We start from the raw sequence: 26,649 nt of genomic DNA, 5'->3' as shown, positions 1-26,649 counted from the left end.
CCCGTCGACATTCGTCGGCGGGCCGTTTGTGTTCGCGGGGAGCGGTGTGGGGTTTCGTCCCAGCTCCATCCGCCGTCGTGCGCCCAGGGTCGTTGCAGGGCGCGGCCAGCATCGACTCGGCGCAAGAGAGGCGGCGGTGGCGGCGCAAGCCGCGATGGACGCGGTCAACACTGGCAGCGGACGATGCGGCGGCGCACGCCGGGCAGGCCGTCGACGCGGCGAACCACGCTGCCGTGATGCCATCGCTGGAGATATCGAACTGGTCAGGTGTGAGGGACTGGATCCGATCGAGAGGGACACCGCTGACTCGCTCCCTCTACCTCCAACTTATCCCGGGCCAGGGGGCTTGCCGCAAGCCCCGGTCGGTGCTCCAGAATTGCCCACCGCCGGCCGGACGAGCCGGGGGAACGGGGGGGGATCGCGAAGTGCGTGTGCTGCTGACGTCGTGGGGATCGCGTGGGGATGTCGAACCGCTGGTGGCGCTTGCGGTGGCGCTGCGGGAGTTCGGCGCCGAGGCGCGGCTCTGCGTGCCGCCCGACGAGGAGTTCGTGGAGCTGCTCGACCGGGCCGGTGTGTCGCTGGTGCCGTTCGGCCCGGCGGTCCACTCCATCGTCGCCAGGCCGAAGCCGCCGACGGTGGAGGACGCGTTCCGGCTCGCCCGCGAGCTGGTCGCCGCGCGGTTCGAAACGCTGACGGCCGCGGCCGAGGATTGTGACGCGCTCGTGGCGACCGGACTGATGCCCGTCGGCGCCCGGGACGTGGCCGAAAAACTCGGCATCCACTACGTGCTCGCCTGCTTCCACCTCCTCGGGCTGCCGTCACGGCACTTCCCGCCTGGACGACGGCCCGGCACGCCCTCCCCGCGGGACGAAACCGACAACCGCGTGCTGTGGGAGCAGGACGCCCAGCGGGTGAACGACCTGTACGGCGAAGCGCTCAACAGCCACCGCGCGGCGATCGGCCTGCCGCCGGTCGCCAACGTCCGCGACCACGTCCTCACCGGACGGCCGTGGCTGGCCGCGGACCCGGTGTTGTGCCCGTCGGAGGGCCGCACGGAACTCGACGTCGTGCAGACCGGGGCGTGGGTCCTGCCCGACGAACGCCCGCTGCCGGACGACCTGGCGGCGTTCCTGGACGACGGTGCGCCACCGGTGTACGTCGGGTTCGGCAGCATGGCCCCGCACGTCGCCCGGGAGGCCGCGCGGGTGGCCGTCGAAGCGGTCCGCGCGCAGGGCCGCCGCGTCCTGCTCGCCCGCGGCTGGGCCGGGCTGACCCCGGACGCCGGCGACTGCTTCGTCGTCGGCGAGGTCAACCAGCAGGCCCTGTTCCGCAGGGTGGCCGCCGTCGTGCACCACGGCGGCGCGGGCACCACCACGACCGCCGCCCGCGCGGGTGCGCCGCAGGTCATCGTGCCGAGGATCGCGGACCAGCCGTACTGGGCCGGGCGCGTGACGGAGCTGGGCATCGGCGCGACCCACGAGGGCCCGTCCCCGACCGTCGACTCTCTGTCCGCCGCGCTCACCGCCGCCCTGGCACCCGCGACGCGCGCCCGGGCGACCGAGGTGGCCGGTCAGGTCCGCGGCGACGGCGCGGCGGTGGCCGCGAAGCTGCTCCTGTCGGAAGCCGCCTGACTGGGGGTGTCAGGACCAGGCGAGCCGGCCGCGCCGCGGATTACGGTGGAAACGTGGCCGACGAACCGAACCTGCTGGGCGACTTCCTGCGCGCCCGCCGCGAACTCGTCACCCCCGAACAGGCCGGGATCCCCGTCCACGGCGTGCGGCGGGTTCCCGGTCTGCGCCGCGAAGAGGTCGCGATGCTCGCCGGCATCAGCGCCGACTACTACCTGCGCCTCGAACAGGGCCGCGACCGCAGGCCGTCGGTCCAGGTGCTCGATTCGATCGCCCGTGCGCTCCAGCTCGACGAGGAGATGACCGCCTACCTGGTCGGGCTCGCCACCGACAAGCCCCGTCGCAGGCGTCGGCCGGCCAGGGAGACGGTGCCCGCCGGCACCGCCAAGCTCCTCGGGACACTCCCGCTGCCCGCGTTCGTCGAAGGGCGCTACTTCGATGTCCTCGCCGCCAACCCGCTGGCCACAGCGTTGTCGCCACGTCTGGCGCCGGGCGGCAACCGGCTGCGGGACGTGTTCCTCGACGCGGGCGAGCGGGCACTCTTCCCCGACTGGGAAACCGCCACCGAGGAGCTGATCGCGGGCTTCCGCCAGTCGGTGGGCACCGACATCGACGACCCCCGCTTCGTCGAGCTCGTCGGCGAGCTGTCCCTCGCCAGCCCCCGGTTCCGGCGCGTCTGGGCCCGCCACGACGTGCAGCCGCGGCAGGGCGCGGTGGTGCGGTTCGACCACCCCCAGGTCGGCCCGCTGGTGCTGCACCGGGAAAAGCTCGTGGTCACCACCAGCAGCACCGACGGGATGATGCTGGTCGTGTACCACGCCGACGCGGGCAGCGACGACGCGGACAAGCTCGCGCTCTTCGCCTCCGCCGCCCTGCCGGCACCCGCGCCGGATCACTCCTTCGGCTGAAAGAGGTGCGCGGCCGCGCATGGCGGCGCACCCTTTCGTCCATGGCGTTCGGAAAAGCCGCCGCCGTGGCGGCTGTCCTGATCACGGCTGCCGCGCCGGCGGCCGGGGCCGAACCCGCCCACGGGGAGCAGGCCTTCACCGTCAGCGGCACGTTCACCGCGCCCGAGGGGATCACCTCGGTGTTCGTCGCGGTGTGGGGCGCAGGCGGCGGGGGTGGCGAGGCGAACCCCGGCGGCGGCGGGGGAGCGGCGTGGTGCTCCGTCGCGGTCACCCCGGCCGCCGAGTACACCGTCACCGTCGGTGTGGGCGGGCCGGCCGGGGAGCCGGGCAGCGACTCCAGCGTGGGCGTCGCCGGAAGCCCGGCGCTCGTCGTGGCGCACGGCGGTGCGGCCGGGACCGCCGAGGCGCCGGGCCGGGGCGGCGCCGCCGACTGCGGCACCTCGCCCGGCCTCGCCGCGCCCGGCAGTGACGGCACCGCCGACCGGCCCGGCGAGGCGGGCGTGATCCCGAGCGCGCCGCCGGGCGGGATCGGCGCCGGCGGCGCGGCCGGGATGCCCGGCGCGCCCGGGTACGCCTACTTCTGGTGGTGATCCGCCAGCTTCGAGTGCCGCCTGCTGTAGGCGAAGTACACCACCAGGCCGATGGCGAACCAGACCGCGAACCGCAGCCACGTCTCCGGCTGCAGGAACGTGATCAGCCAGATCGAGAACGCCACCCCGATCGCAGGCACCACCGGCATTCCCGGGCAGCGGAACGTGCGTGGCAGGTCCGGGCGGCGGTACCGCAGCACCACGACCGCCACGCACACCACCACGAACGCCAGCAGGATCCCGATGTTCGTCAGCTCCGCGGCCTCGCCGATCGGCAGCAGCCCGGCGATCACCGCCGCCGCCACGCCGAGGATCCACGTCATCCGGCTCGGCACCTTCTTCACCGGGTGCGTGCCGGAGAACCACTTGGGCAGCAACCCGTCGCGGCTCATCGCGAACCCGACCCGGGTCGCGCCCAGCAGGAACGTGAACAGCACCGTGAGGATGCCGAGGATCGCGCCGACCGCGATCACGCCGCCGAGCCAGCGCAGCCCGACCGATTCGAAGGCGCTGGAGAACGCGGCTTCGGAGTCGATGTCGGTGAAGGGCACCATCCCGGTCAGCACCAGGCACGCCAGCACGTACAGCACCATCGAGATCCCGAGCGAGTACAGGATCGCCTTGGGCATGTGCTTCTGCGAGTCGCGCGACTCCTCGGCCGCGGTGGACATCGCGTCGTAGCCGAACACGGCGAAGAACACCGTCGCCGCGCCGGTGAACGCGCCGCTGACACCGAACGGGAAGAAGTCGGACCAGTTGCCGGTGTTGACGTGGAACGCGCCGACCACGATCACCAGCACCACGAGCGCGACCTTGAGGTACACCAGCAGCGTCTCGAACCGCGCCGCCGAGCGCATGCCCTGGTTCAGGACGAACGCGATCAGCAGGCACAGCAGCGCCGCGAACAGGTTCACCTTGTACGAACCCGATGCGACGCCCTCCGGTTCGGTGCCCGGCGCGCCGGACATCCACAGTGGCAGGTGGATGTCCAGGAAACCCAGCAGGTCGTTGAAGTAGCCGGAGATGCCGATCGCGACCACCGCGACGATCGCGGTGTACTCCAGCAGCAGGTCCCAGCCGATCAGCCAGCCGACGAGCTCGCCGAGGACCGCGTAACCGTAGGTGTAGGCCGATCCGGCGCGCGGGATCAGCCCGGCGAACTCGGCGTAGGAGAACGCGGCCGCCGCGCTCGCGATCCCGGCCACCAGGAACGAAATCAGCACGGCAGGCCCGGCGGTTTCGTTCGCCACCGCGCCCGCGAGCGAGAAGATGCCCGCGCCGATGATCCCGCCGACGCCGATCGCGGTCAGCTGCCACAGGCCCAGGGTCCGCTGGAGCCCGCCGCCTTCCACGGCCTCGATCTGCTCGACGGGTTTGCGCCGGAACAGCTCGCGTACGGCCACCGATCCTCCCAATCACTCGTCCGGGTGTGACCGGATCACGTTACTAGGGAGGGGCGCGCCCCGGGACCTACGAAGGTCCCGGGGCTTTTCCGGCGAGTCAGCCGAACTGGCCCGGCTGGTAGTCGCCGGCCGGGTTCCGGATGATGACGTTGATGCGGTTCCACGTGTTGATCAGCGCGATCGCGGCGACCAGCGCGGCGAGCTGCTCCTCGTCGTAGTGCTTGGCCGCGTTGGCCCACACCTCGTCGCTGACACCGCCCGCGGCGTCGGCGAGGCGGGTGCCCTCCTCGGTCACCTCCAGTGCGGCGCGCTCGGCCTCGGTGAACACGGTGGCTTCCCGCCACGCCGCGACCAGGTTGAGCCGCGTCGGCTCCTCGCCCGCGGCCACGGCGTCCTTGAAGTGCATGTCCGTGCAGTACCCGCAGCCGTTGATCTGACTGGCCCGCAGCTTCACCAGTTCCTGCGTCCGGGCGGGCAACGTCGACTCGGCGAGCACCTTGCCTGCCCCGAAGAGGTGCTTGACGAACTTGCCCGCGGTGGGGCTGGTGAAGATGTTCAGACGAGCGTCCACGGTGAACTCCTGTTCCGTTCGGGGTTTCTGCCTCCTTGACGGAACAGCGCGCCGAGATGTGACAGCCTCAGCCCGCGGCGGCTTTCTGCGTGAGCGCGGCCGAGCGGCGGCGCGGCTTCTTGTGCAGCACACCGGCGCGGAAGTAGCTCAGCAGGTCGGCGATCGCGACCGGGTCGTCCAGCTGCGGGCAGTGGCCCCACTCCTCGCGCATCATCAGCCTGCTGTGCGGCACCAGCGCGTGCAGGCGCCGTCCGGCGGCGGCGGTCACCAGGCGGTCCTTGCCGCACGCGACGACCAGCAGCGGGACGCTGATGCCGTCCAGCCCCTCGTACGCCTCGGCCAGCTCGGCGACCAGCTGCCGCGCCTGGTCCAGACGAGTGGTGGTCGAGCGGAAGTCCGGGAACAGCCCGGTGAACCGGGCCACGTGGGCGACGTCCGCGGCGGCGCGGTCGGCGTAGAGCAGCCGCGGCACCACGAACTCCGCGATGGTCCGCACCACGAACCCGGGCACCGGCAACGGCAGCGACGCGGCCAGCCGCAGCGGCAGCGGGTACTTCCCGACGGTCCGGACCAGCCAGGAGTCGACGAAACCGGGCGCGGCGATCGACACCACACCCGCGATCGGCAGCTCCTCGCGGCAGGCCGCGCGCAGGCTCATGGTGCCGCCGAGCGAGTTGCCGCCGAGGACGACCTTGCCGCGGTCCGAATAGAACCGCACCACCTCGGCCACGAACGCGTCGAGCTGCGCCAGCATCGCGCCGGGGCGCAGGGGGTCGGCCTCACCGAAACCGGGGAGGTCGACCGCGACCGCGGGGATCCCGGCGGCGGCGAGTTCGGCCAGCGCCGGGCGCCAGGTGTCGGCGCTGTCGCAGTAGCCGTGCAGGAGGACGAGTCTTCCGGTGCCGCGCTTCGGCTTGGGGCCGACCTCGAGCACCCTGGTGCGCACGCCGGCGAAGCTCCGGTGGCCGGCCCGGACGACTTCCGGGCCGGCGAGCCGTGAGCCCGGCGCCGCCTCGATCTCCCGCTGCACTGCGGTCATGTACCCAGATTAGCGAGTAAATCTCGGGTTCCGCTCAGTAGACGGGGATAACAAACCGGTATCAGCGCCATGTCAACAAGGCGTCTATGCAGGTCAGAGGGTTATCAGCGGGTGAAAACGACCTTGCCCGCGGTCTCCCCCTCCTGCATCAGCCGGAACCCCTCGGCGGCTTCCGACAGCGGGAGCTCCTTGCCGATCTGCGGCTTGATGCCGGTCAGGTCCAGGTAGCGGAGCATGTCCTCCAGCTCGTCCCGGGTGCCCATCGTGGATCCGACGACCCGCAACTGCAGGAAGAACACCCGCTGCAGGTCCGCGCTCGGGTCCGGACCACTGGTCGAACCGGACACCACGACGATCCCGCCCGGCTTCAGCGACTTGAGCGAGTGGCCCCAGGTCGCCTTGCCGACGGTCTCGAACACGCCGTCCACCCGCTCCGGCAGCCGCGCGCCGGACTCGAACGTCTGGTGCGCGCCCAGCTGCTCGGCCAGCGCCCGCTTCTCCTCGGACCGGCCGGTCACCCACACCCGCAGGCCCGCGGCGCGGCCGAGCTGGATCAGCGCGGTCGAGACGCCACCGGAGGCGCCCTGCACGAGCATCGTCTGCCCGGGGCGCAGGCCCGACTTCACGAACAGCATCCGGTACGCGGTCAGCCACGCCGTGCCCATCGTGGCGGCCTCGGCGAAGGACAGCCCGGCCGGCTTCGGCACGGCGTTGCGGGCGGGCACGACCACGTAGTCGGCGAAGGTGCCCTGGTGCTTCTCGGTGAGCAGGGTGCGCTTCGGGTCGAGGGTGTCGTCACCCTGCCAGCCGGGGGCGTTGATCACCGAGTGCAGGACGACCTCCGTCCCGTCCTCCAGCACGCCCGCCCCGTCGCAGCCGAGGATCATCGGGAACTGGTCCGGCTTGATCCCGACCCCGCGCAGGGTCCAGATGTCGTGCATGTTGAGGCTGGCGGCCTTCACGGCGACCTTCACCCAGCCGGACGGCACCTCCGGCTCCGGTCGCTCGCCGACGGTGAGAGCGTCGAGCGGGTTTTCGGGGTTCGGTTCACTGGCGTAGACGGCGAACATGCCTGCAACGTACCTCGCCGGGCCCCCTGGCGTACCCTGGTCAGGTGTTCGACGGCCTGGCGACCTGGTGGGACAACGCCGAGCTGTGGCTTGCGCAGCTGTGGTTCCCGTTGCAGTTCCTGCTGGTCATCGCCGTGCTGGCGCCGCTGTGCGTCGGCGCCGCGTGGCTGATCGACCGGATCGTCGACCGGGTGGCCGCGTGGTTGCGGCCGGGCCGCGACGAGGACGTTTCGAGCCGGTCCTAAGGTGTCGCTGGTGTCAAGCAGGAGGCGGATCACCGTCGCGCTCGTCGGGCTCATCGTGCTCGTGTTCGGTGGCTGGATCGTGCGCGAAACCACCACGTCGACCGAGCCGGCGAGTGGGCTCACGGCGTTGTCCAGCCTGCCGGCCGAGGCGGGCCAGACGTGGCGTCTCATCCAGGCCGGCGGGCCGTTCCCGTACCGCAGCGACGGAACGGTGTTCGAGAACCGGGAAAAGCGGCTCCCCGTCAAGGAGAGCGGCTACTACCGGGAATACACGGTGCCCACGCCGGGCAGCGCGGACCGCGGGGCCCGGCGGCTGATCACCGGGGCGCAGACCGAGCTGTACTACACCGGTGATCACTACGCTTCCTTCGTCCAGGTCGACCCGTCGAAGTAGCGAGAACCCCATGTCCTCTTCCCAGACGATCGTCGAGCAGGCCCGCGCGCGCGGCGCCTACTCGCACATCATCGGCAGCAGGCCCGCGGACAAGATGTCCGCCCTCGACGCGATCGCGTCCGCTTTGTCCTTTCCGGACTGGTTCGGCCGCAACCTGGACGCGCTGTACGACTGCCTGACCGATTTGTCGTGGCTGCCCTACGGCGAGCACGTCCTGGTGTGGGCCGGATCGGACCTGCTCAAGGACGCCGACCCGAAGGCGTACCTGGCGATCCGCAGCGTCCTGTCGGACGCCGAGCGAGCCTTGGCGCCGGGTGGCGACCGCGCCGACAGCCGCCGGCTGACGGTCGCCCTCACCGACGACTAGTCCTGCGGGACCCAGTTCGGCTTGCGCTTCTCGCCGAACGCGCGGATGCCCTCCTGGCCCTCTTCGCTGGCGAAGAACTGCGCGGACAGCTTGAGCATGTCCGGGAAGCCGTCGGCCGGGGTGGCCGGGCGAGGGCTGGCGAGCAGTTCCTTGGTCGCGGCGAGCGCGGCCGGGCCGCCCAGTGTGAGGGAGCGGACGTAGGCGTCGGTGGCCTCGTCCAGCCGGTCGGCGTCGACGGCCTTGTTGATGAGGCCGATCTCGGCGGCGCGCTCGGCGTCGAACACGTCCCCGGTGAGGAACAGCTCCTGCGCGGCGCGCGGGTTGACGCGCGGCAGGACGGTGAGCGAGATGACGGCGGGCACGACGCCGATGCGGACCTCGGAGAACGCGAAGGTGACCTCCTTGGCGGCGACCACGAGGTCCGCGGCCGCGACCATGCCCACGCCGCCGGCGCGCGCGAGACCGGACAGCTTGGCGACGACCGGCTTCGGGCTCGTCCAGATCTGCTCGAGGATGCGGGGGAACTCGTTGACGCCCTGGTCACCCGCCCCGGCGCCGCGGGCTTCCTTGAGGTCCATGCCTGCGCAGAACACCTTGCCGGTGTGGGTGAGAACGATCACCCGGACGGCGTCGTCGTCCTTCGCCTTGGCCAGCGAGGCGGACAACTCGCGGCGCAGCTGGGCCGACAGGGCGTTCCGGTTGTGCGGCGAGTCGAGGGTGATCGTCGCGACACCACTCGCCACTGAGTAATGCACCAGTTCATCAGTCACGGGCTCACTGTAGTTCGGGCGGCGCGGCGGGGGAGCGCGGTTGTGAGCGGCTGCGCATCGGGACGATCCGGTGACAGCGCGTCAGCGGGCACGCTACGGTGCAACCGAGTGATTCACGGGGGGAGGAGCTGGTGATGGCTGAGGAGGGCTCGACCTCATCCGCCGATCAGTTGGCGGACGTGTTCGGTGGCGAAAGCCACTTGAACGCCATGCACGCCGACGCGAAGCGCATGCTGGCGGACGCGAAAGCGGGCCGCTGGGCCGTGGACGAGGAGACGGGATCGCACCTGCGGCGTGCGGTCACACAGATGCAGGATCGGATGAGCGACCTGACCTTGCGGATCAACCGGCTGCAGCAGGCGCCGAGGTTCGGCAACGACGAATACGCGAAAAGAGCATCGGCGCACTTTCTCACAGCGATGGACTCGGATGACCAGTCGCTCGTCCGGGTGTTCCTCGCGGCTCAGGACATGCTCGCGAGCCTCGGCCAGGCTATCGAGATCGCGATCAGCAAGTATGACGCGTCGGACGACGCAGCGGTCCAGGCGCTGCATACGTTCAAGGATCAGGAACTTCGGTGACCATCAACCTTCGCATTCCTCATGCCGTGGCAGGTGCGTGCCTGGCGGCAACCATGGCCGCTTGCACCACCACCGTTGCGGGAACAGCATCGCCCGTGCCCGGTGTGAGCCCCACTGCGAACGCAGACGTGTTCGCAGGGCTGAACGCGTGCCAGGTTCTCGACCAGTTGGTCGCGGGAGAAGGATTCAATCCCGGCGAAAACACGAGTCGACGCAACGAGTGTGGTGCTCTCAAGCCGCGGTTCGGATCGTACGGGCTTGCCCTGGATCCCGTGCAGGGACTCCGCGAGTACCGCGAGACGAACGACGCCGTGATGGAGGTTTCGGTCAACGGGCGGAACGCCTTGCAGGCCGACATTCCCACCGGCGGGTGCGCGATCGCCATCGAGGTTGGCGAGCACGCCCGCGCCTTGGTGCAGGTCGCACTGGTCACTAGCCCGCGCGATCCGCAGGCTTGCGTGGACGCCCAAGCCCTCGCTGAGAAGCTCGAACCCCTGCTCCCCAAGGTCCAGTAGACCTCAGTTCTGCCGCGGCAGCAGCTCTTCCACGAACCGCTCCAGGAACGCCTCGAACGGCGACCCACCCCGGTGGTAGATCACGAACTTCGTCAAACCCGCTTCCAAGTGGCCGTCCAGCAGGCGGTGCAGCGAAGCCCAGTCCGTGGCGATCACGTCCGCCGGGTCGGTGTCCGGGCGTCGGGAGCGCACCGTGGCGGCCAGGGCGTCCGGGATGCCGTCCTCGGCGAGCATCAGGCTCATCCCGTAGTGGTCCGCCTCGATCGAGCGGCCCGCGGCAGCCGCGGCGGTCTCGATGGCCTCGCGGGCCCGGCGCGCTTCCGCCGGGGACAGGAAGCTTCCCAGCCAACCGTCGGCGTACTGGCCGATTCGCCGGTACGCCGCGGGCGCACTCCCGCCGAGCCAGATGTCCACCGGGCGCTCCAGCCGCGGGCCCAGCGAGACGTCCTCCAGCTTCCAGAACTCGCCCGCGAAATCGCCCGCACCGGCCAGCGCCGCCCGCAGCAACCTCAGCGACTCGTCGAACACCGCGGCCCTCGCGCCTGCCGGGACGTCGAACAGCGGCCACTCGCTGCGGCGCGCCGGGCGCAGGCCGAACACCGGCAGCACCCGCTTCGGCGCCAGCGCCGCCAGCGAGGCGATCTGCTTCGCCACCAGCACCGGGTGCCGCCCCGGCAGCACCGCCACCGAAGTGCCCGCCTTCAACGACGAAGTCCGCGCCAGCGCGTGCGCCATCCCGACGAACGGGTCCACCGCGTCCGAGTACACCTGCTCGGAAAACCACACCGAGTCGACCCCGGCGGCCTCCAGCCGGTCGACGATCCCCGGCAACTCCACGGGCGAGGTCTCAGCCCCCAGCCCAACCCCGATCCGGATCTTCACGCCACCCACGTTACGGGTCAGGCCGACCGGGCGGCACCAGCCAACGCGGTGGCGTACCGCTCCAACACGAGCGACGCCACCCGCGGATCACCGGCCAGGCAGTCGGCCAGCGCCACCGACGGCTCGGCCTCCCGCGCGAGCGCGGCGATCCGGTCGGGCAGCAACCCGGGCGCGAGGAACCACGACGCCACCGCGATCCGCGACGCCCCACGTGCCCGCAGCTTCGCCACCGCCGCGGGCACGTCCGGCTTCGCGGCGCTCGCGAACGCCGCCACCGCCCGGAAACCGTGCCGCGACTGCCACCGCCGGGCCAGCGCCGCGACCGCCTCGTTCGCCGCCGCGCGCGACGAACCCACCGCGGCCAGCACCACGCCCAGCCCGGGATCGGACACGTCCGCCACCGCGGCCAGCCGGTCGAACGCCACCGGCTCCAGGTCCGCGCCCAGCACGTCGGCGATCGTCACCCGCAGCGCGGGCACCTCCGCCACCAGCGCGGGCAGGTCGACCCGCGCGTGGAAGGCACTGCCCAGCAGCAACGGCACCACCACCGCCTCCCGGTGGCCCGCGCGCACCAGATCCCGCAGCACGTCCGTCACCAGCGGCTCGGACAGGTCCAGGAACGACACCCGCACGTCCAGTTCCGGCGCCGCCGCGGCGATCCGGTCCACCAGCGCCCGCACGGTCGCCGCGGACCGCGGGTCCCGGCTCCCGTGCGCGACGGCGACCAGCGGGATCACAGCGACCCCAGCCCGCGCGCCCGCAACACGGCACGCTCCAGCGGCCGGAACACCAGCAGTTCGATGCCGACGCCGACCAGCAGGATCAGGAAGATCGCCGCGATCACGGTCGACATGTCGTTGAGGAACCGGCCGTCGTCGAGGTAGGCGCCAAGGCCCTTGCCCAGCAGCGGCGACGTCGCGATGATCTCCGCCGCCATCAGCGACCGCCACGAGAACGCCCAGCCCTGCTTCAACCCGGCGAGGTACCCGGGCAGCGCCGCGGGCAGCAGGATGTGCCGGGCCGTCGCCAGCCGCCCCGCGCCCATCACCTTGCCGACACGCGGCAGGATCGGCGGGATCTGGTCGATGCCCGCCACCAGGCCGTTCGCGATCGACGGCACGCTGCCCAGCAGCAGCACCACGTACATCGCGGCCGGCTCGACACCGAACCACAGCACCGCGGCGGGCACCCAGGCCACCGACGGCAGGCTCTGCAGACCGGACAGGAACGGCCCGATCCCGGCCCGCACCAGCTTCACCTTCGCGACCAGCAACCCGAGCGGCGTCGCGATCAGGATGGCGACGAGGAACCCGAGCACCGCGCGGTGCACCGACGTCCACACGAACCCGAACGCGTCCCCGCTGGTGAACCGGCCCCACAGCTCGTCCCACACCGCGAGCGGCGCCGGCAGCTGGTACTCCGGCCAGAACGCGGCCGCCCACAACGCCTGCCAGACCGCGATCACCAGGACCAGGAACACCACCGGCGGCAGCACCGACCGCACGAACCGGCCCCAGCCGCCCTTCTTCGCGGCAGGCTGGACCGGCGTGTCGAGCGCGTCCAGACCCGCTTCGACCGCCGCGGCGTCCGGTTCGGCGGTCGAGCCCTCAAGCGGCGGCATGGCTGCTGATCACCTCACGCAGGCGGCGGTTGATCACGTCCACCGCGTTCACCTCGTCCTGCCCGGCCAGTCCGTCGACGCGCCACTGCTGCACGACCTTGCCCGGCCGCGACGACAGCAGCACCACCCGCTGCCCGAGCCGCACCGCTTCGCGCACGTCGTGGGTCACGAACACCACCGCGGTGCCGGTCGCTTCCCAGATGCGCAGCAGCTCGGCCTGCAGCACGTCGCGCGTGATGGCGTCGAGCGCGGAGAACGGCTCGTCCATCAGCAGCAGCGACGGCCGCTCCTCGCCGTCTTCGGTGTGGGTGGCCGACGCCAGCGCGCGGGCCAGTGCCACGCGCTGGCGCATGCCGCCGGACAGTTCGTGCGGGCGCTTGGCGCCCGCGCCGGACAGCCGCACCAGCTCCAGCAGCTCGCCGGTGCGGGTCTTGCGCTCGGCGCGGCCCATGCCGGCCAGCTTCAGCGGCAGCTCGACGTTCGCCGCGGCGGTCAGCCACGGCATGAGCGCCGCCTCCTGGAACATGACCGCCGGCCGGGACGTGGTCAGCTCGATCTCACCCGCGCTCGGCCGATCCAGGTTCGCGATCAGGTTCAGCAGGGTGGTCTTGCCGCAGCCCGAGGCGCCGAGCAGGCAGACGAACTCGCCCGGCGCGACGTCGAGGTCGACCCCGGCGAGCGCGGTCACGGCGTCGCGACCCTGCCCGAAGCTCTTGTGCACCCCGGACAACCGCACGGCGTGCCCGGTCGCGGGCTCCACCGGCGGGCGTCCCAGCGTGGCGGTCATGAACAGCCTCCTACTTCTTGTCCAGGCCGGACGCGCTGACGGCCGGCTTCCCGGCCTGGGCGAGCACGGTGTTGAGCAGGGTGAGGTCGGCGAACCCGGCGACGTCCGGGGCCTTGTCCTTCACCCCTGCGGTCACCTGGTCCTGGGCCAGCTGCGGGAACTGCCCGGCCAGCGGGTCGGTGGTGAGCTGGATGCCCTGCCACGCGCGGTCCAGCGTGGCGGTCGCGAGCGCCTTGCCGGTGAGCTGCTGCAGCTGGTTGTTCACCGCGGTCTTCGCCTTCGCCGGGTCGGACGCGGCGAGCGTGTTGGCGTCGAGCAGGCCCTGCAGGATCGCGGTGACGGTCGCCGGGTGCTCCTTGAGGAACTGGGTGCGCACGATCAGCACGGTGGTCGGGAACTGCCCGCCCGGCCACAGGTCCTTCTCGTCGACCAGGACCTTCGCGCCGGCCTCCAGCACCAGCCGCGACGCCCACGGCTCGGGCAGCCACGCGGCCTGGATCGCGCCGGACTTGAACTGGTCGAGCGTCAGCGCGTTGTCGATGTTCTGGACCTTGACGTCGCTGAGCTTCTGGTCGGCGATCCACTTCTTCAGCGACACGTCCTGCGTGTTGCCCAGCTGCGGCGACGCCACGGTCTTGCCCTGCAGGTCCTGCGGCGTGTTGATCGACGGCTGCACGACCAGCTGCGCGCCGCCCGAGGTGGCGCCCGCGATCAGCCGCACGGCCTCGCCGCCGGACTGGGCGTAGGCGTTGATCGCCGGGCCGGAGCCGATGAACCCGATGTCCAGCGAACCGCCGAGGAGGGCGTTGACCTCCTCGGGGCCGGCGTTGAACTTGGTCGGCACCAGCTTGGTGTTCCCGAGGTGCTGCGCGAACAGGTTCTGGTCCAGCCCGATCAGCGCGGACGCGTGCGTGACGTTCGGGAAGTACCCGAGCCGGACCTCGGCCGCCGGGCCCTGATCGGTCGCCGTCGCCGAGTCCTCCGATCGGTCCGCCCGTGAACACCCGGTCACCACTGCCAATGCGGACAACGCCACTGCTGCCAGAGCCAGAACACGAGTTTTCACGGACGGACCTTTCGGTTGGGGGATGGGGAGTTACGGGCCGGGGGAGACCACGTCCCGGTCGCTGCGCAGCACGGGAAGCGGCGCACCGACCATCCCGGCCGCCAGCGTGGTGCCGTCGGCCGGGTCGATCACCAGGAAGGCGCCGGTGCGCCTGCTGACCTCGTACTCGTCGACCGGCAGCGGTTCCGCGACGCGGACCTTCGCGCGGCCGATCTCGTTGAGCTGCAGCGTCTCCGGGTAGTCCACAGTGGACAGCTTCTGCTCGTCGAAGCGGGAGAGCAGCTCGTCGACGAACGCCTGCACCGTGCGCGCGCCGTGCTTGACCAGCACGCGGGCGCCCGGCCGCAGCGGTTTCTCCGACAGCCAGGCCAGCGTGGCGTCCAGCTCGTCGGTCGCCACCGGGGCCGAACCCGCCGCCGCGATCACGTCACCGCGCGCGATGTCCAGGTCGTCGGCCAGCACCAGCGTCACCGAGCGGCCCGCGGCCGCCTCGGCCAGCTCGCCGTCCGGCGTGTCGATCCGCTCGACCGTCGTGCGCAGGCCCGCGGGCAGCACCACGACCTCGTCGCCGGGGCGCACCGTGCCCGCCGCGACCTGGCCCGCGTAGCCGCGGTAGTCCGGGTACTCGGGCGTGCGCGGCCGGATCACGTACTGCACCGGGAAGCGGAACGGCGCGTCGTGCGGGTCGGGCGCGACCGGCACGGTCTCCAGGTGCTCCAGCAGCGTCGGGCCGGAGTACCACGGGGTGTGCGCCGAGCGCTCCACCACGTTGTCACCCACCAGTGCGGACACCGGGATCGCCAGGACCGATCCTTCGGCGTAACCCAGCGACGTGGCGTGGTCGGTGAACTCCTTCGCGATGACCCGGAAGGTCTCCTCGTCGTAGTCGACCAGGTCGATCTTGTTCACCGCGAGCACCAGGCGCGGCACGCCGAGCAGCGCGAGCACCGCGGCGTGGCGGCGGGTCTGCTCGATGACGCCCTTGCGCGCGTCGACCAGCAGCACGGCCAGCTGCGCCGTGGAGGCGCCGGTGACGGTGTTGCGGGTGTACTGCACGTGGCCGGGGGTGTCGGCGAGCACGAACGACCGCTTCGGGGTCGCGAAGTAGCGGTAGGCCACGTCGATCGTGATGCCCTGCTCACGCTCCGAGCGCAGGCCGTCGACGAGCAGCGACAGGTCCGGAGTGGACAGACCGCGGTCGACGCTGGCGCGGGTGACCGCGTCCAGCTGGTCGGCCAGCACCGACTTGGTGTCGTAGAGCAGACGGCCGACGAGCGTCGACTTGCCGTCGTCGACGCTCCCGGCTGTGGCGAGCCGCAGCAACGAGCTCATCAGAAGTACCCCTCCCGCTTGCGGTCCTCCATGGCGGCCTCCGACAGGCGGTCGTCGGCCCGGGTGGCGCCGCGCTCGGTGAGCCGGCTCGCCATCACCTCGGCGATCACTTCCTCGACGGTCGACGCTGTGGATTCCACGGCGCCGGTGCAGGAGCCGTCGCCGACCGTGCGGTAGCGCACCGTCAGCTCCTTCACCTCTTCGCCGTCACGCGGACCGCCCCACGGTCCCTCGGTCAGCCACATGCCGTCGCGCTTGTAGACCTTGCGCTGGTGGGCGTAGTAGATCGAGGGCAGCTCCACCTTCTCGCGCGCGATGTAGTTCCACACATCGGCTTCGGTCCAGTTGGAGAGCGGGAACACCCGCACATGTTCCCCCGGACGGTGCCGTCCGTTGTACAGGTTCCACAATTCGGGACGCTGCCGTCGCGGGTCCCACTGGCCGAACGCGTTGCGCAGGCTGAAGATGCGCTCCTTGGCCCGCGCGCGCTCCTCGTCGCGGCGCCCGCCGCCGAACACCGCGTCGAACTTGTGCTCGGCGATGGTGTCCAGCAGCGGCTGCGTCTGCAGCGGGTTGCGGGTGCCGTCGGGGCGTTCGGTCAGGCGGCCGTCGTCGATCCAGTCCTGCACGTTCGCGACGATCAGCCGCAGGCCGTACTTGTCCACGACGTGGTCGCGGAACGCGATGACCTCGTCGAAGTTGTGCCCGGTGTCCACGTGCAGCAGCGGGAACGGCACCGGCGCCGGCCAGAACGCCTTGATCGCCAGGTGCAGCAGCAGGGTCGAGTCCTTGCCGCCGGAGAACAGGATCACCGGCCGGTCGAACTCGCCGGCCACCTCCCGGAAGATGTGGATGGCTTCGGATTCCAGTGCCGCCAGGTTGTCGGTCGCGGCGTCGGTCGCGGCTGTGGTCACTTCCCTCTCCCTACGCGTGCAGGCCGCACTCGGTCTTGGACTTGCCTGCCCAGCGGCCGCTGCGCGGATCGGCGCCCGGCGCCACCTTCGCGGTGCACGGCGCGCAGCCGATCGACAGGTAGCCCTCGCCGACCAGCGGGTTCTGCAGGATGCCGTGCTCGTCGATGTAGGCGTTGAACTCGTCGTCGGTCCACGGCGCGATCGGGTTGACCTTGACGAGGCCGTTGCGGTCGTCCCAGGTGACGATCGGGGTGTTCGCCCGCGTCGGGGCGTCCACGCGGCGCACGCCGGTGACCCACGCGGAGTAGTTCGACAGCGTCTTGCGCAGCGGCACCACCTTGCGCAGGTGGCAGCACAGGTTCGGGTCCCGCTCGTGCAGCTTGGGGCCGTACTCGGCGTCCTGCTGCGCCACGGTCTGCTCGGCGGCCGCGTTGACGATCTTCACGTCCGGGTACACGGTCGCGACCGCGTCCCTGGTGCCGATCGTCTCCGCGAAGTGGTAGCCGGTCTCCAGGAACAGGATGTCCACATCGGACTTCACCTTGGTGGCGAGGTCGATGAGCACCGCGTCCTGCATGTTGGAGGCGACGATGAAGTCGTCGCCGAAGGTCTCCGCGGTCCAGCGCAGGGCCTCCAGCGCGGTCGCGTCGGCCAGTTCGGCGGACGCCTTCTCCGCCAGTGCCTTCAGTTCTTCGGTCCTCGTCGCGGTGGTCACTTGCTCGCTCCTTCCGGAAAGCGCAGCCCGATGAACTTGACGGTGAAGACGCGGCGGCACGCGCCGCAAAGCCAGGCTCCGTCGCCCTCCCGTCGCCCACCGCCACCCTCAACGGTGGCGCTGCGCGCCGCTGCGTCTTCCTGAGGACGGAGGTCCTCGTCCCCGCAGTACGGGCAGTGGAACGGCGTCGCTCGTTCCTGTGCCGTCATCGGAGATCGGCCTCGTCGGCCCGGGCCACCCACTGCGGGAAGCGCTCGCCCTCTTCCCGCTGGCCCAGGTAGTTGCGCACGACCCGCTCGACGTAGCCGATCAGCTCGTCGCCGGTCACCTTGTGGCCGCGCAGCTTCCGGCCGAACCCGGCGTCCAGGCCCAGTCCGCCGCCCAGGTGCACCTGGAAGCCCTCGACCTGGTTGCCGTCGTCGTCGGTCACGATCTGGCCCTTGAGACCGATGTCCGCGGTCTGGATGCGGGCGCACGAGTTCGGGCAGCCGTTGATGTGCACCGTGACCGGGTTCTCCACCTGGTCCTGGATGTCGGCCAGCCGCTCCTCGAGCGCGGTCACCAGGTCCTTGGCGCGCTGCTTGGTCTCGACGATCGCGAGCTTGCAGAACTCGATGCCGGTGCAGGCCATCACGCCGCGCCGCCACGGGCTCGGGTCGGTGGGCAGGCCCAGCTCGGCCAACTCCGCCTGCAGGCCGGGCACGTCCTCCTCGGCGACGTCGAGCACCAGCAGCTTCTGCAGCGGGGTGAGCCGCACCCGGTTCGAGCCGGCGCACTCGGCCGCCTTCGCGACCTTGATCAGCGTCGAGCCGGACACCCGGCCGCCGATCGGCGCGGCGCCGACGTAGAACTTGCCGTCCTTCTGCCGGTGCACGCCGACGTGGTCGTGCTGCACGGCGGGCGCCTCCGGCGCGGGGCCGTCGATCAGCTTGCGCTTCAGGTACTCGTCCTCCAGCACCTGGCGGAACTTCTCCGCACCCCAGTCCTTGACCAGGAACTTCAGTCGCGCGCGCGAGCGCAGGCGGCGGTAGCCGTAGTCGCGGAAGATGCTGATGACGCCTTCCCAGACCTCGGGCACCTCGTCGAGCGGCACCCAGGCGCCCAGCCGCTGGGCGATCATCGGGTTGGTGGACAGGCCGCCGCCGACCTGCACGTCGAAGCCGGGGCCGTGCTCGGGGTGGCGCACGCCGACGAACGCGACGTCGTGGATCTCGTGGGCCACGTCCGGCAGGCCGGACACCGCGGTCTTGAACTTGCGCGGCAGGTTCGCGTACTCCGGCTTGCCCAGGTAGCGGCGCTTGATCTCGTCGAGCGCCGGGGTGCCGTCGATGATCTCGTCCTCGGCGATCCCGGCGACCGGGGAGCCGAGCATGACGCGCGGGCTGTCGCCGCACGCGGTCATGGTGGTCAGGCCGGCGCCCTCCAGCTTCTCCCAGATCGTCGGCATGTCCTCGATCCGGATCCAGTGGTACTGGACGTTCTGCCGGTCGGTGATGTCCGCGCTGTCGCGCGCGTAGGTCTGCGAGATCTCGCCGATGACCGCGAGCTGCTCGGTGGTCAGCGCGCCACCGTCGATGCGGACGCGGAGCATGAAGTACTCGTCGTCCAGCTCCTCCGGCTCCAGCGTCGCGGTGCGGCCGCCGTCGATCCCGGGCTTGCGCTGGGTGTAGAGGCCGTACCAGCGGAACCGGCCACGGAGGTCGCCCGGATCGATCGAGTCGAAGCCGCCACGCGCGTAGATGTTTTCGATCCGCGATCGAACGTTGAGCGGGTGGTCGTCCTTCTTCGAGCGCTCGTTCGGGTTCAGCGGCTCCCGGTAGCCGAGGGCCCACTGGCCCTCACCACGACGCTGCCGGGCGCGCGGGGTTCGGGCGGCGGCAGGGTTGTCGCGCGTCGGCGAAGCCATGTTCGAGTCCTTCCGGGGCTCTCGCGAAGGCGCCGCGCGCACGGAAATGCCCTGGTCAAAGCCCGTGGTGGGGGTTTGGCAGTCCGCGGCGTGACGGCGCCCGCTGGTCCTAGCTGGGTGGCGGTGGCGGCGTCAGTTCGTTTCGCGGCACAGGGCGCTGGCGACACGCCGGAAGTCGACGTGGCGACGCACCACGAGGAGCACTCCGGCATAAGTCACGGGATCAGCGTGCCACGCTGCTCACGATGTGGTCCAGCCCGCTCCGCATGCTGGGATACGCATCACGCTGAAAAAATCTCCGGCAGACTGGCGCGCGAGTTGGATCAGGGACACTGGGAAGCGTGAGTGATACTTCCGCCCCGGTGGCGTTCGCACTGCCGGAGCACGCGCTGGCCGGGCTGGGGACGCGGCCCTTCGGCGTGTACGTGCACGTGCCCTTCTGCGCGACGCGCTGCGGCTACTGCGACTTCAACACCTACACCGCCGGTGAGCTGGGCACGAGCGCGTCGCCCGAGTCGTGGCTGGAGGGGTTGCGGCGCGAGCTGGACCTGGGCGCGCGGGCGCTGGGCAACGCGCCGGCGGCCGAGACGGTGTTCGTCGGCGGCGGCACCCCGTCGCTGCTGGGCGCCTCCGGACTGGCCGATGTGCTGGACGCGGTGCGCGACTCCTTCGGGCTGGCGCCCGGGGCCGAGGTGACCACGGAGTCCAACCCGGAGTCGACGTCGCCGGAGTTCTTTTCCGGGCTTCGCGAGGCCGGGTACACGCGGATCTCGCTGGGGATGCAGTCGGCGGCCTCGCACGTGCTGAAGATCCTGGACCGCACGCACACGCCGGGCCGCCCGGTGGCCGCCGCGAAGGAGGCGAGGGCCGCGGGGTTCGAGCACGTGAACCTCGACGTCATCTACGGCACGCCGGGAGAGCGGACCGCGGACCTGCGTGCCTCGCTCGACGCCGTGCTGGAGGCCGGGGTCGACCACGTGTCGGCGTACTCGCTGATCGTCGAGGACGGCACGGCGCTGGCCCGGCGGGTGCGGCGCGGTGAGCTGCCCGCGCCGGACGAGGACGTGCTGGCGGCGGACTACGAGCTGATCGACTCGGTGCTGTCGGCGGCCGGGCTGGGCTGGTACGAGGTGTCGAACTGGGCGGCCTCGGAGGCGGCCGCGTGCCGGCACAACCTGGGCTACTGGCGCGGCGGCGACTGGTGGGGCGCGGGGCCGGGGGCGCACAGCCACGTCGGCGGGGTGCGGTGGTGGAACGTGAAGCACCCGGCGCGCTACGCCGCGGCGCTGGCTTCCGGCGGTTCGGCCGAGGCCGATCGAGAAGTGCTCACGCCCGAGGAGCAGGCCTTCGAGCGGATCATGCTGGAGCTGCGGCTCGCCGAGGGGCTGCCGGTGTCCGCGCTGACCGCCGACGGGGCGCGGGAGGCCGAGGCCGCGGTCGCCGAGGGGCTGCTGGACGCCGCCGCGTTCGCCGGGAAGCAGCGGTGCGTGCTGACCTTCCGGGGGCGCCTGCTGGCCGACGGGCTCGTGCGGCGGCTCGCTCCCTGAATATTTCGCTCGCGGAGATCATCCCGGCGCTGCTAGCTTTCGCGGCACCTGGTGACTTCGGGAGGTCGAGGAATATGGCTGTCAGCGGCCGTCCTTCGCCTGCCCGTTTTCTCTCACCAGGAGTTCTCCTTGTTCTTGACCACTGATCGTCTTCTGCTGCGCCCGTGGACCGGAGCGGAGGCCGCCGCCGTCCGAGCCGGTGATCGCCGCCCGGACTGGGCGGGCGATTTCCCCGCCGAGGGCGACGTCGTGATCGCCGGGCTGCTCGCCGAGCGCCCGGACTGGCTCGCCGCGTTCGGGCACCACCTGGTCGTCGAGCGCGCCACCCGGCTCGTCGTGGGTTCGATCGGGCTGTTCTGGCCGCCCGAGGACGGCGTCGTGGAGATCGGCTACGGCATCGTGCCGAGCCGCCGCGGACGCCGGTACGCCGCGGAGGCCACCGTCGCGCTGACCGGGTTCGCGCTCACCTCGCCCGAGGTGCGGAGCGTGTCCGCCCAGGTGGAGCGCGCCAACCCGGCCTCGGTGCGGGTGCTGGAAGCGTCCGGCTTCACGCTCGTCGCCGACGAGGGTGAGGTGCTCCGCTTCAGCCGGTCGTAGCGACCGGGCGGCCCGCGCGAGCAGCTCGCGCGGGCCGTCGCGGCGGGTGGGTCAGCAGTCGGGAATCGTCTCGGTGCAGATGGGCTGCTCGCCGTTGCTCGCGGTCTGCAGCAGCCGGTACAGGGTCTCGCGCTGGTCTCCGTCGAGTGCGCAGAACACTTCGTCCTCCACGGCGGCCAGCGCGAACTCCGCCTTGGCCAGCGTCTTCGCCCCCGCCTCCGTCAGCGAGACCGTGTGCCGCCTGCGGTCCTCCGGCGACCGCCGCCGCTCGACCAGCTGCTCGCGCTCCAGGTCGTTGAGCAGGCCGACGACGTTCGTCCCGTCCATTTCCAGCGTGCTCGCCAGCGTCTGCTGCGAGATCCCGTCCCGGTCGCGCACCAGGGTCAGGGCCAGCAGGTGCCGCGGCCGCAGACCCAGCGGTTCCAGCACGGTTTCCGAGCGCAGCCGCAGCCGGCGCGCCAGGTGGTCGATCAACGCGCCGACCCGGTGCGCGGGCTGGTTCACAACCGGCAGGGAGGCCACCTCGTCACTTTACCCAACCGAAGCGGCTATCGGTGTGCTATAGATAATTTGCGTAACACCAATCAATATTGAAGGGCAAACCACCTATGGCGCACCTACTGCACATCGACTCGAGCATCCGCGGCGAGGAGTCCGTCAGCCGAAAGCTGACCGCTCGTGCGGCGGAGGCCTGGCGCGCCGCGCACCCCGAGGGCACCGTCACCTACCGGGACCTCGCCCGGAACCCGGTTCCGCACCTCGGCGAAGCAGGCAACACGGCCCGCATGGTGCCGCCGGCGCAGCACACCGACGCCCAGGCCGCGGCCTGGGCGCGCATGGAGGAGCTGATCGGCGAGATCAAGGCGGCCGACACCGTGCTGCTGGGCCTGCCGCTGTACAACTACGGCCCGCCGAGCGAGGTGAAGGCGTGGGTCGACCACCTGATCGTCCCCGGCCTGGCGTTCGACCCGGAGACCGCGCGGGGGCTGCTCGGCGACCGGGAGTTGATCGTGCTGGCCAGCCGGGGCGGCGGCTACGGCCCGGGCACCCCGCGCGAGGGCTGGGACCACGCCGAGCCGTGGCTGCCGCACGGGCTGTCCCTGACCGGTCTCGAACCGCGCGTGATCACCGCCGAGCTGACCCTCGCGCCGCAGAACCCGGCCATGGCCGACCTGATCCCGCTGTTCGAGCAGAGCCTCGCCACCGCGGAGAAGGAGATCGACGCCCTGTGGGTGCCCGCCGCGGCCTGATCGTGTGACCCGGACCGCACTTTCCGGGAAAAGTGCGGTCCGGCTGCAACCGCCACCCGTGGTGCGAGCATCTGCTCTTCGTGCACTTCGACGATTTCGCCCGCGAGCAGCTGCCGGGGCTGGTGCGGTTCGCGGCGGTCCTGACCGGGGATCCGGACCTGGCCCAGGACCTCGTGCAGGAGGCGCTGGTGCGGGCCCACGAGAAGTGGGCCCGGGTCGCCGAGACCGACCGGCCCGACCTGTACCTGCGGAAGATGGTCGTCAACGGGCACCTGTCGTGGCGGCGCCGCTGGTACCAGCGCGCGGTGCGGTCGGTCGCGGACCCGACGTGGTTCCGCGAGCCGCACACCGCCGACCCGGCCGGCCGGATCGCCGACGGCGCGCAGCTGAAGGAACTGCTGTCGGGGCTGAGCCGGTCGCAGCAGGCCGCCATCGTGCTCCGGTTCTACGAGGACCGCGACGACGAAGAGATCGCGTCGGTACTCGGCTGCGCGGTGGGTACCGTGCGCAGTCACATCTCCCGCGGCCTGTCCGTGCTGCGGGTCCGCCTGGGCGCCGAGATGGAGGTGGCCTGACCATGTCCGAAATGCGGAATCTGCGGGAAGCGCTGAAGACCCGGGAGGCGCTCGCTCCTGATCCGGACGCGGTGCTCGCCGGGGCGCACGGCCGGATCCGGCGCAGGCGCGCCCAGCGGCGGATCGCCGGCGCGGCGGCCGCGGTGGCGGTGGTGATCGCCGGGGTCGGCGCCGGGATGACCGTGCTGCGCCCCTCGAACGAACCCGAGTCGATCGAGGCCGCCGCGGGGGCGACCGACCTCCCGGTGCCCGCGCCCGCGTTGCCGTTCACGGTCGGCGAGCTGCCGTCCGGGTTCGAGCTGAGCAGCTGGACCGTCTCCGGCAGCGCCGCGAGCGGCCGGTACAACGGCTACTACGGCAACTACCTGGAGATCAGCGTCGGCGACTTCCCGGACGCCGACGTCGGGGAGTCGGGCATCGTGACGGATCTGGCGGGCGGGGGATCGCAGGCGAAGGTCCGCATCGCGCCGGACCGGGTGGTCTCGGTGCTGACCAAGGCCTGGCAGATCCCGGACATCAACATGCTGCAGATCGCGCGGTCGGTCCGCCTCGTGCCGACGCCGGTGCACTCGATGCTGCGCAGCCTGCGCGCGCCGGCCGGGCTGACCGTCCGCCAGTGGAGCGGTGACGCGCGGTACGAGTACCTGACGCTGTGCCCGCCCGAGGTGCCGGCGCAGTCTCCGGCCCGGTCGGACGGGCGGTGCTACAGCGTCTCCGTGAACGGCCCCGTGCCTCCCACCACGACCAGGGCCACGACGACGACCGATGTGCCTGCCCCGATGGTGGGGGTCAAGACGGTGCGCCGCATCCTCGACGGCGGCAAGGTTCTGATGGTCGACACCGAGCAGGGGGAGCAGGCGGTGGTGGAGGCGATCGCGGCGTCCGCGGTCGCCGGGTGACCGGGGCCGTCAGCTCCAGATGGTCACGTAGACCGGTGGCCGGAAGCGGGACGGCGGCACCCCGGCGCCGGGTGCGCGCATCACCTGCATCGCCGCCGGGGTGCCCAGGAAGTGCCGCAACGAGTTCGCCGCGGTGGAACACCGGTTGTGCGGCAACGTGGTCAGGTGCCAGTACTCCGTCCGCGGGGTGACCGGCGTCGGCAGCACGACCAGTTCGTGCCTGCGCCGCTGCGGCGCCACCAGGTGCTCGAAGGCCAGCGACACCCCGCTGCCGTTGGCCGCCGCCGACCACGCCGCCGTCTGGTTGGGGAAGACGCGGATGGCCGATTCCGGAACGGCCATGCGGCGCAACAGTTGTGCCGTCCCGCTGCCCGGGTCCGCGCCCGACGGGTCCACCAGCCACGGCCACTGCGCCGGGCCGCCGCGAGGCCGGAACCCAGGCGCCGCAACGGCGACGATGTTGCACCGGAACACCGGCTCGCTCTCCACGTCGCCGTCCAGGCGCGGCCCGAGCGCGGCGTCGGCGAGCCGGTTCGTGACCAGCACCGGCATCTCCGCCACCTGGGCCAGCCCCGCCGACGCGTCCACCGACTGGCCCGTTCGGCGCATGAACGCTTCGAGCAACGGATCCGCGACGAACTCCGCGATCGTGCTCGTGACCACGACGTGCATCCGTTCGGCTACGCCATTGGCCTCCCGAACGGCGGCATCGGCATCCGCCCCGAGGGCTACCATCTGTGTGGCGATCGGCAGCAGGCGGCTGCCGCCCGGCGTCAGCGTCATTCCGTTGGCAGTGCGCACGATCAGCTTGTCACCGTGGTGCTGCCGCAGCGCGGCGAGCGCCTGCGACACCGCGGGTTCGCTGACACCGAGGGTCCGGGCCGCGTCGGTCACCGAGCCGAGCCGGGCCACGAGGACGAAGGCGCTCAGCTGACCGAGCGTCATCTCACACCGGTCCGAATCACTTGAACAGCCTACATAAGTGATCCCTTAATCGGCCATTGTCGGTTTCCCCCACCGGGTGCACCCTGTGCCGAAAATCCATGCCCGGGGAGGGCGCATGCAAGTACCTGCGCAGTTCCAGTACGAACGAGCCACGAGCGTGGCCCACGCACTGAGTCTGCTGACGAAGTTCGGTCCGGAGAGCCGGATCGTGGCAGGCGGGCACAGTCTCATCCCGATGATGAAGCTGCGCCTGGCCCAGCCGCAGGCGCTCATCGACATCAACGACCTGTCCGAATTGGCCCGGATCAGCGTCGAGGACGGCACTTTGTGCGTCGGCGCCATGGTGCGTCACGCCGATCTGCTGTCCTCGGCGGTCGTGGGGGAGCACTTCCCGATCTTCCACGACGCCGAGCGGGTGATCGCCGATCCCGTGGTGCGCAACCGCGGAACGGTCGGCGGTTCGCTGTGCCAGGCCGATCCGTCCGAGGACCTGTCCGCCGCGTTCGCCGCGGTGCGCGGCGAGGCGGTGATCGAGGGGCCCGGCGGGCGCCGGGTCGTGCCGGTCCGTGAGTTCTTCACCGGTCCTTACCAGACCGTGGTGGGGGACAACGAAATGCTCGTGCAGCTGCGCGTGCCGATCTCCTCGTCCGCGTCGGCCTACGAAAAGGTCGAACGCAGGGCGGGGGACTGGGCGGTCGCCGCGGCCGGCGCCGAGCTGCGGATCGAAGGCACGCAACTGGTTTCGGTCGGCATCGGGCTCACCGCGCTCGGGGCGCCGAACTTCCACGCGCCGGAGGCCGAGGAGTACCTGCTCGGCGGACCGGCGGTGGACGAGCGCTTCGCCGAGGCGGGCCGGATCGCCGCGCGGCACTGCGAACCGGTTCCGGACCAGCGCGGGCCCGTCGACTACAAGCGGCACCTCGCGGAGGTCCTCACTGTCCGCGCGCTGCACCGGGCCCGCACCCGTTGGCACGGCAACCACCGCCAGGAGGCCTGAACACATGGAGATCACGGTCACCGTCAACGGGCAGCAGCACACGCGGGACGTCGAACCCCGCCTGCTGCTCGTGCACTTCCTGCGCGACGAGCTGGGCCTGACCGGCACGCACTGGGGTTGCGACACGTCCAACTGCGGCGCGTGCGTGGTGTGGCTGGACGAGGCGCCGGTCAAGTCGTGTACGGTCCTCGCGGTGATGGCCGACGGCCGCCGCGTGCGCACCGTCGAGGGGCTCGGCGACTCCGCCGGGCTGGACCCGGTGCAGCAGGGCTTCACCGAATGCCACGGCCTGCAGTGCGGGTTCTGCACGCCGGGCATGATGCTGACCGCGCGCTGGCTGCTCGACCACCATCCCGATCCGTCCGAAGAGGACATCCGCGAGGCGATTTCCGGCCAGCTGTGCCGGTGCACCGGCTACGAGAACATCGTCAAGTCCATCCGGTGGGCCGCCGAGCACGACACCGCTGCCGCGGCGGTCCCCGAGGAGAGCACTGTGGACAGTGCGGAGGTGTCCGCGTGACCACCACCGAGAACC

The 26,649-nt window shown here is 71.4% G+C and carries 33 protein-coding genes; 15 read left to right on the top strand and 18 right to left on the bottom strand.

Annotated features, from left to right (window positions below):
* Positions 1-425: 425 nt before the first annotated feature.
* From L2C96_RS20170 to L2C96_RS20160, 3 genes are read left to right on the top strand one after another with little or no spacing between them, the layout of a single operon-like run.
* Entirely contained in the window at positions 426-1,631 is a 1,206-nt protein-coding gene (locus L2C96_RS20170) for a glycosyltransferase (protein ID WP_237337342.1), read from the top strand.
* A gap of 53 nt (positions 1,632-1,684) precedes the next feature.
* Positions 1,685-2,536, top strand: coding sequence for a helix-turn-helix transcriptional regulator (locus L2C96_RS20165; RefSeq protein ID WP_237337341.1), 852 nt, complete (start codon positions 1,685-1,687; stop codon positions 2,534-2,536).
* Positions 2,537-2,577: 41 nt separating this feature from the next.
* On the top strand, positions 2,578-3,126 hold the full coding sequence (locus L2C96_RS20160) for a glycine-rich domain-containing protein (protein ID WP_237337340.1): 549 nt from the start codon (positions 2,578-2,580) through the stop codon (positions 3,124-3,126).
* Here the strand turns inward: L2C96_RS20160 and L2C96_RS20155 are convergent.
* The 4 genes from L2C96_RS20155 to L2C96_RS20140 form a co-directional block, all read right to left on the bottom strand.
* Positions 3,111-4,529 (bottom strand): amino acid permease, encoded by a 1,419-nt coding sequence (locus L2C96_RS20155; RefSeq protein WP_020416554.1) that lies wholly within the window; start codon positions 4,527-4,529, stop codon positions 3,111-3,113. The genes L2C96_RS20160 and L2C96_RS20155 overlap by 16 nt on opposite strands.
* 97 nt (positions 4,530-4,626) lie before the next feature.
* Positions 4,627-5,100 (bottom strand): carboxymuconolactone decarboxylase family protein, encoded by a 474-nt coding sequence (locus L2C96_RS20150; protein WP_020416555.1) that lies wholly within the window; start codon positions 5,098-5,100, stop codon positions 4,627-4,629.
* Between the two features lie 67 nt (positions 5,101-5,167).
* On the bottom strand, positions 5,168-6,139 hold the full coding sequence (locus L2C96_RS20145; RefSeq protein WP_237337339.1) for an alpha/beta fold hydrolase: 972 nt from the start codon (positions 6,137-6,139) through the stop codon (positions 5,168-5,170).
* Positions 6,140-6,243: 104 nt separating this feature from the next.
* Entirely contained in the window at positions 6,244-7,209 is a 966-nt protein-coding gene (locus tag L2C96_RS20140) for a quinone oxidoreductase family protein (RefSeq protein WP_237337338.1), read from the bottom strand.
* 44 nt (positions 7,210-7,253) lie between these two features.
* Between L2C96_RS20140 and L2C96_RS20135 the strand changes: the two genes are divergently transcribed.
* Genes L2C96_RS20135 through L2C96_RS20125 form a run of 3 tightly spaced genes read left to right on the top strand, consistent with a single transcriptional unit; the run spans position 7,254 to position 8,215 of the window.
* Complete coding sequence (locus L2C96_RS20135; RefSeq protein ID WP_017981180.1) at positions 7,254-7,454, top strand: hypothetical protein; 201 nt, start codon at positions 7,254-7,256, stop codon at positions 7,452-7,454.
* Positions 7,455-7,464: 10 nt separating this feature from the next.
* Positions 7,465-7,848, top strand: a complete 384-nt coding sequence (locus tag L2C96_RS20130; protein ID WP_027935639.1) for a guanyl-specific ribonuclease — start codon at positions 7,465-7,467, stop codon at positions 7,846-7,848.
* A gap of 10 nt (positions 7,849-7,858) precedes the next feature.
* A complete protein-coding gene (locus L2C96_RS20125) occupies positions 7,859-8,215 on the top strand; it encodes a barstar family protein (protein WP_017981182.1) in 357 nt (118 codons plus the stop codon).
* Here the strand turns inward: L2C96_RS20125 and L2C96_RS20120 are convergent.
* Positions 8,212-8,985, bottom strand: a complete 774-nt coding sequence (locus L2C96_RS20120) for an enoyl-CoA hydratase-related protein (RefSeq protein WP_027935640.1) — start codon at positions 8,983-8,985, stop codon at positions 8,212-8,214. The two genes, L2C96_RS20125 and L2C96_RS20120, sit on opposite strands and share 4 nt — an antisense overlap.
* Before the next feature lie 134 nt (positions 8,986-9,119).
* Here L2C96_RS20120 and L2C96_RS20115 point away from each other — a divergent pair, with 134 nt between their 5' ends.
* Both L2C96_RS20115 and L2C96_RS20110 read left to right on the top strand, forming a co-directional pair.
* On the top strand, positions 9,120-9,566 hold the full coding sequence (locus L2C96_RS20115) for a hypothetical protein (protein WP_237337337.1): 447 nt from the start codon (positions 9,120-9,122) through the stop codon (positions 9,564-9,566).
* Positions 9,563-10,081 (top strand): DUF3558 domain-containing protein, encoded by a 519-nt coding sequence (locus tag L2C96_RS20110; RefSeq protein WP_237337336.1) that lies wholly within the window; start codon positions 9,563-9,565, stop codon positions 10,079-10,081. The genes L2C96_RS20115 and L2C96_RS20110 overlap by 4 nt, the downstream gene beginning before the upstream one ends.
* A 3-nt stretch (positions 10,082-10,084) precedes the next feature.
* Here the strand turns inward: L2C96_RS20110 and L2C96_RS20105 are convergent, their stop codons facing one another.
* From L2C96_RS20105 to L2C96_RS45345, 11 genes are all read right to left on the bottom strand, one after another.
* Positions 10,085-10,963 carry a TIGR03854 family LLM class F420-dependent oxidoreductase gene (locus tag L2C96_RS20105; RefSeq protein ID WP_237337335.1) on the bottom strand — a complete coding sequence of 293 codons (879 nt, stop codon included), beginning with the start codon at positions 10,961-10,963 and terminating at the stop codon, positions 10,085-10,087.
* A 17-nt stretch (positions 10,964-10,980) separates the two neighbouring features.
* Positions 10,981-11,700 carry a sirohydrochlorin chelatase gene (locus L2C96_RS20100; RefSeq protein WP_237337334.1) on the bottom strand — a complete coding sequence of 240 codons (720 nt, stop codon included), beginning with the start codon at positions 11,698-11,700 and terminating at the stop codon, positions 10,981-10,983.
* On the bottom strand, positions 11,697-12,584 hold the full coding sequence (locus L2C96_RS20095) for an ABC transporter permease (RefSeq protein WP_020416566.1): 888 nt from the start codon (positions 12,582-12,584) through the stop codon (positions 11,697-11,699). Before L2C96_RS20095 ends, L2C96_RS20100 begins: the two co-directional genes overlap by 4 nt.
* On the bottom strand, positions 12,571-13,371 hold the full coding sequence (locus L2C96_RS20090) for an ABC transporter ATP-binding protein (protein ID WP_237337333.1): 801 nt from the start codon (positions 13,369-13,371) through the stop codon (positions 12,571-12,573). The genes L2C96_RS20095 and L2C96_RS20090 overlap by 14 nt, the downstream gene beginning before the upstream one ends.
* Positions 13,372-13,381: 10 nt before the next feature.
* A complete protein-coding gene (locus L2C96_RS20085) occupies positions 13,382-14,386 on the bottom strand; it encodes an ABC transporter substrate-binding protein (RefSeq protein ID WP_237337378.1) in 1,005 nt (334 codons plus the stop codon).
* Positions 14,387-14,467: 81 nt separating this feature from the next.
* A complete protein-coding gene (locus tag L2C96_RS20080; protein ID WP_020416569.1) occupies positions 14,468-15,769 on the bottom strand; it encodes a sulfate adenylyltransferase subunit 1 in 1,302 nt (433 codons plus the stop codon).
* The gene (gene cysD / locus L2C96_RS20075) at positions 15,769-16,683 is read right to left on the bottom strand and encodes a sulfate adenylyltransferase subunit CysD (RefSeq protein ID WP_237337332.1); all 915 of its coding nucleotides are present in this window, start codon (positions 16,681-16,683) and stop codon (positions 15,769-15,771) included. The genes L2C96_RS20080 and cysD overlap by 1 nt, the downstream gene beginning before the upstream one ends.
* A gap of 10 nt (positions 16,684-16,693) precedes the next feature.
* Entirely contained in the window at positions 16,694-17,398 is a 705-nt protein-coding gene (locus tag L2C96_RS20070; protein WP_020416571.1) for a phosphoadenylyl-sulfate reductase, read from the bottom strand.
* Complete coding sequence (locus tag L2C96_RS20065; protein WP_084506014.1) at positions 17,395-17,607, bottom strand: hypothetical protein; 213 nt, start codon at positions 17,605-17,607, stop codon at positions 17,395-17,397. Before L2C96_RS20065 ends, L2C96_RS20070 begins: the two co-directional genes overlap by 4 nt.
* Positions 17,604-19,304 (bottom strand): nitrite/sulfite reductase, encoded by a 1,701-nt coding sequence (locus tag L2C96_RS20060; protein ID WP_237337331.1) that lies wholly within the window; start codon positions 19,302-19,304, stop codon positions 17,604-17,606. Before L2C96_RS20060 ends, L2C96_RS20065 begins: the two co-directional genes overlap by 4 nt.
* Before the next feature lie 132 nt (positions 19,305-19,436).
* Complete coding sequence (locus L2C96_RS45345; RefSeq protein ID WP_354708697.1) at positions 19,437-19,508, bottom strand: putative leader peptide; 72 nt, start codon at positions 19,506-19,508, stop codon at positions 19,437-19,439.
* Positions 19,509-19,666: 158 nt separating this feature from the next.
* Here L2C96_RS45345 and hemW point away from each other — a divergent pair, with 158 nt between their 5' ends.
* Complete coding sequence (gene hemW, locus L2C96_RS20055; RefSeq protein WP_237337377.1) at positions 19,667-20,851, top strand: radical SAM family heme chaperone HemW; 1,185 nt, start codon at positions 19,667-19,669, stop codon at positions 20,849-20,851.
* Between the two features lie 135 nt (positions 20,852-20,986).
* Positions 20,987-21,448 (top strand): GNAT family N-acetyltransferase, encoded by a 462-nt coding sequence (locus L2C96_RS20050; protein WP_237337330.1) that lies wholly within the window; start codon positions 20,987-20,989, stop codon positions 21,446-21,448.
* Positions 21,449-21,499: 51 nt separating this feature from the next.
* On the opposite strand, the gene L2C96_RS20045 is transcribed toward L2C96_RS20050, so the two are convergent.
* A complete protein-coding gene (locus tag L2C96_RS20045; protein ID WP_027935645.1) occupies positions 21,500-21,970 on the bottom strand; it encodes a MarR family winged helix-turn-helix transcriptional regulator in 471 nt (156 codons plus the stop codon).
* 86 nt (positions 21,971-22,056) lie between these two features.
* Between L2C96_RS20045 and L2C96_RS20040 the strand changes: the two genes are divergently transcribed.
* The 3 genes from L2C96_RS20040 to L2C96_RS20030 all read left to right on the top strand — a co-directional run bounded on the left by L2C96_RS20040 (position 22,057) and on the right by L2C96_RS20030 (position 24,172).
* Positions 22,057-22,698: an FMN-dependent NADH-azoreductase gene (locus tag L2C96_RS20040; RefSeq protein WP_237337329.1), complete on the top strand. Its 642-nt coding sequence runs from the start codon at positions 22,057-22,059 to the stop codon at positions 22,696-22,698.
* Positions 22,699-22,778: 80 nt separating this feature from the next.
* Complete coding sequence (locus L2C96_RS20035; RefSeq protein ID WP_237337328.1) at positions 22,779-23,273, top strand: SigE family RNA polymerase sigma factor; 495 nt, start codon at positions 22,779-22,781, stop codon at positions 23,271-23,273.
* Positions 23,274-23,275: 2 nt separating this feature from the next.
* Positions 23,276-24,172, top strand: a complete 897-nt coding sequence (locus L2C96_RS20030) for a hypothetical protein (RefSeq protein ID WP_237337327.1) — start codon at positions 23,276-23,278, stop codon at positions 24,170-24,172.
* 9 nt (positions 24,173-24,181) lie between these two features.
* Here L2C96_RS20030 and L2C96_RS20025 read toward each other — a convergent pair whose 3' ends face one another.
* Positions 24,182-25,117 carry a LysR family transcriptional regulator gene (locus tag L2C96_RS20025; protein ID WP_237337326.1) on the bottom strand — a complete coding sequence of 312 codons (936 nt, stop codon included), beginning with the start codon at positions 25,115-25,117 and terminating at the stop codon, positions 24,182-24,184.
* 115 nt (positions 25,118-25,232) lie between these two features.
* Here L2C96_RS20025 and L2C96_RS20020 point away from each other — a divergent pair, with 115 nt between their 5' ends.
* A complete protein-coding gene (locus L2C96_RS20020) occupies positions 25,233-26,114 on the top strand; it encodes an FAD binding domain-containing protein (RefSeq protein ID WP_237337325.1) in 882 nt (293 codons plus the stop codon).
* Between the two features lie 4 nt (positions 26,115-26,118).
* Positions 26,119-26,634 (top strand): (2Fe-2S)-binding protein, encoded by a 516-nt coding sequence (locus L2C96_RS20015; RefSeq protein WP_237337324.1) that lies wholly within the window; start codon positions 26,119-26,121, stop codon positions 26,632-26,634.
* The last annotated feature ends 15 nt before the right edge of the window (positions 26,635-26,649 follow it).

Origin of the sequence: Amycolatopsis tucumanensis (assembly GCF_021654135.1) — a bacterium.
In the GTDB taxonomy this organism is placed as follows: Bacteria; Actinomycetota; Actinomycetes; order Mycobacteriales; family Pseudonocardiaceae; genus Amycolatopsis_E; species Amycolatopsis_E tucumanensis.
Note: the sequence above shows the minus strand (reverse complement) of the source record. Positions and strands in the feature narration are given on the sequence as shown.

What these genes read in the sequence shown, in the direction of transcription:
- L2C96_RS20025 (WP_237337326.1), bottom strand. Translation starts at nt 25,117, where the DNA reads ATGACGCTCGGTCAGCTGAGCGCCTTCGTCCTCGTGGCCCGGCTCGGC.
- L2C96_RS20065 (WP_084506014.1), bottom strand. Translation starts at nt 17,607, where the DNA reads ATGACGGCACAGGAACGAGCGACGCCGTTCCACTGCCCGTACTGCGGG.
- L2C96_RS20020 (WP_237337325.1), top strand. Translation starts at nt 25,233, where the DNA reads ATGCAAGTACCTGCGCAGTTCCAGTACGAACGAGCCACGAGCGTGGCC.
- L2C96_RS20140 (WP_237337338.1), bottom strand. Translation starts at nt 7,209, where the DNA reads ATGTTCGCCGTCTACGCCAGTGAACCGAACCCCGAAAACCCGCTCGAC.
- L2C96_RS20040 (WP_237337329.1), top strand. Translation starts at nt 22,057, where the DNA reads ATGGCGCACCTACTGCACATCGACTCGAGCATCCGCGGCGAGGAGTCC.
- L2C96_RS20095 (WP_020416566.1), bottom strand. Translation starts at nt 12,584, where the DNA reads ATGCCGCCGCTTGAGGGCTCGACCGCCGAACCGGACGCCGCGGCGGTC.
- L2C96_RS20115 (WP_237337337.1), top strand. Translation starts at nt 9,120, where the DNA reads ATGGCTGAGGAGGGCTCGACCTCATCCGCCGATCAGTTGGCGGACGTG.
- L2C96_RS20080 (WP_020416569.1), bottom strand. Translation starts at nt 15,769, where the DNA reads ATGAGCTCGTTGCTGCGGCTCGCCACAGCCGGGAGCGTCGACGACGGC.
- L2C96_RS20090 (WP_237337333.1), bottom strand. Translation starts at nt 13,371, where the DNA reads ATGACCGCCACGCTGGGACGCCCGCCGGTGGAGCCCGCGACCGGGCAC.
- L2C96_RS20145 (WP_237337339.1), bottom strand. Translation starts at nt 6,139, where the DNA reads ATGACCGCAGTGCAGCGGGAGATCGAGGCGGCGCCGGGCTCACGGCTC.
- L2C96_RS20160 (WP_237337340.1), top strand. Translation starts at nt 2,578, where the DNA reads ATGGCGTTCGGAAAAGCCGCCGCCGTGGCGGCTGTCCTGATCACGGCT.
- L2C96_RS20125 (WP_017981182.1), top strand. Translation starts at nt 7,859, where the DNA reads ATGTCCTCTTCCCAGACGATCGTCGAGCAGGCCCGCGCGCGCGGCGCC.
- L2C96_RS20030 (WP_237337327.1), top strand. Translation starts at nt 23,276, where the DNA reads ATGTCCGAAATGCGGAATCTGCGGGAAGCGCTGAAGACCCGGGAGGCG.
- L2C96_RS20060 (WP_237337331.1), bottom strand. Translation starts at nt 19,304, where the DNA reads ATGGCTTCGCCGACGCGCGACAACCCTGCCGCCGCCCGAACCCCGCGC.
- L2C96_RS20015 (WP_237337324.1), top strand. Translation starts at nt 26,119, where the DNA reads ATGGAGATCACGGTCACCGTCAACGGGCAGCAGCACACGCGGGACGTC.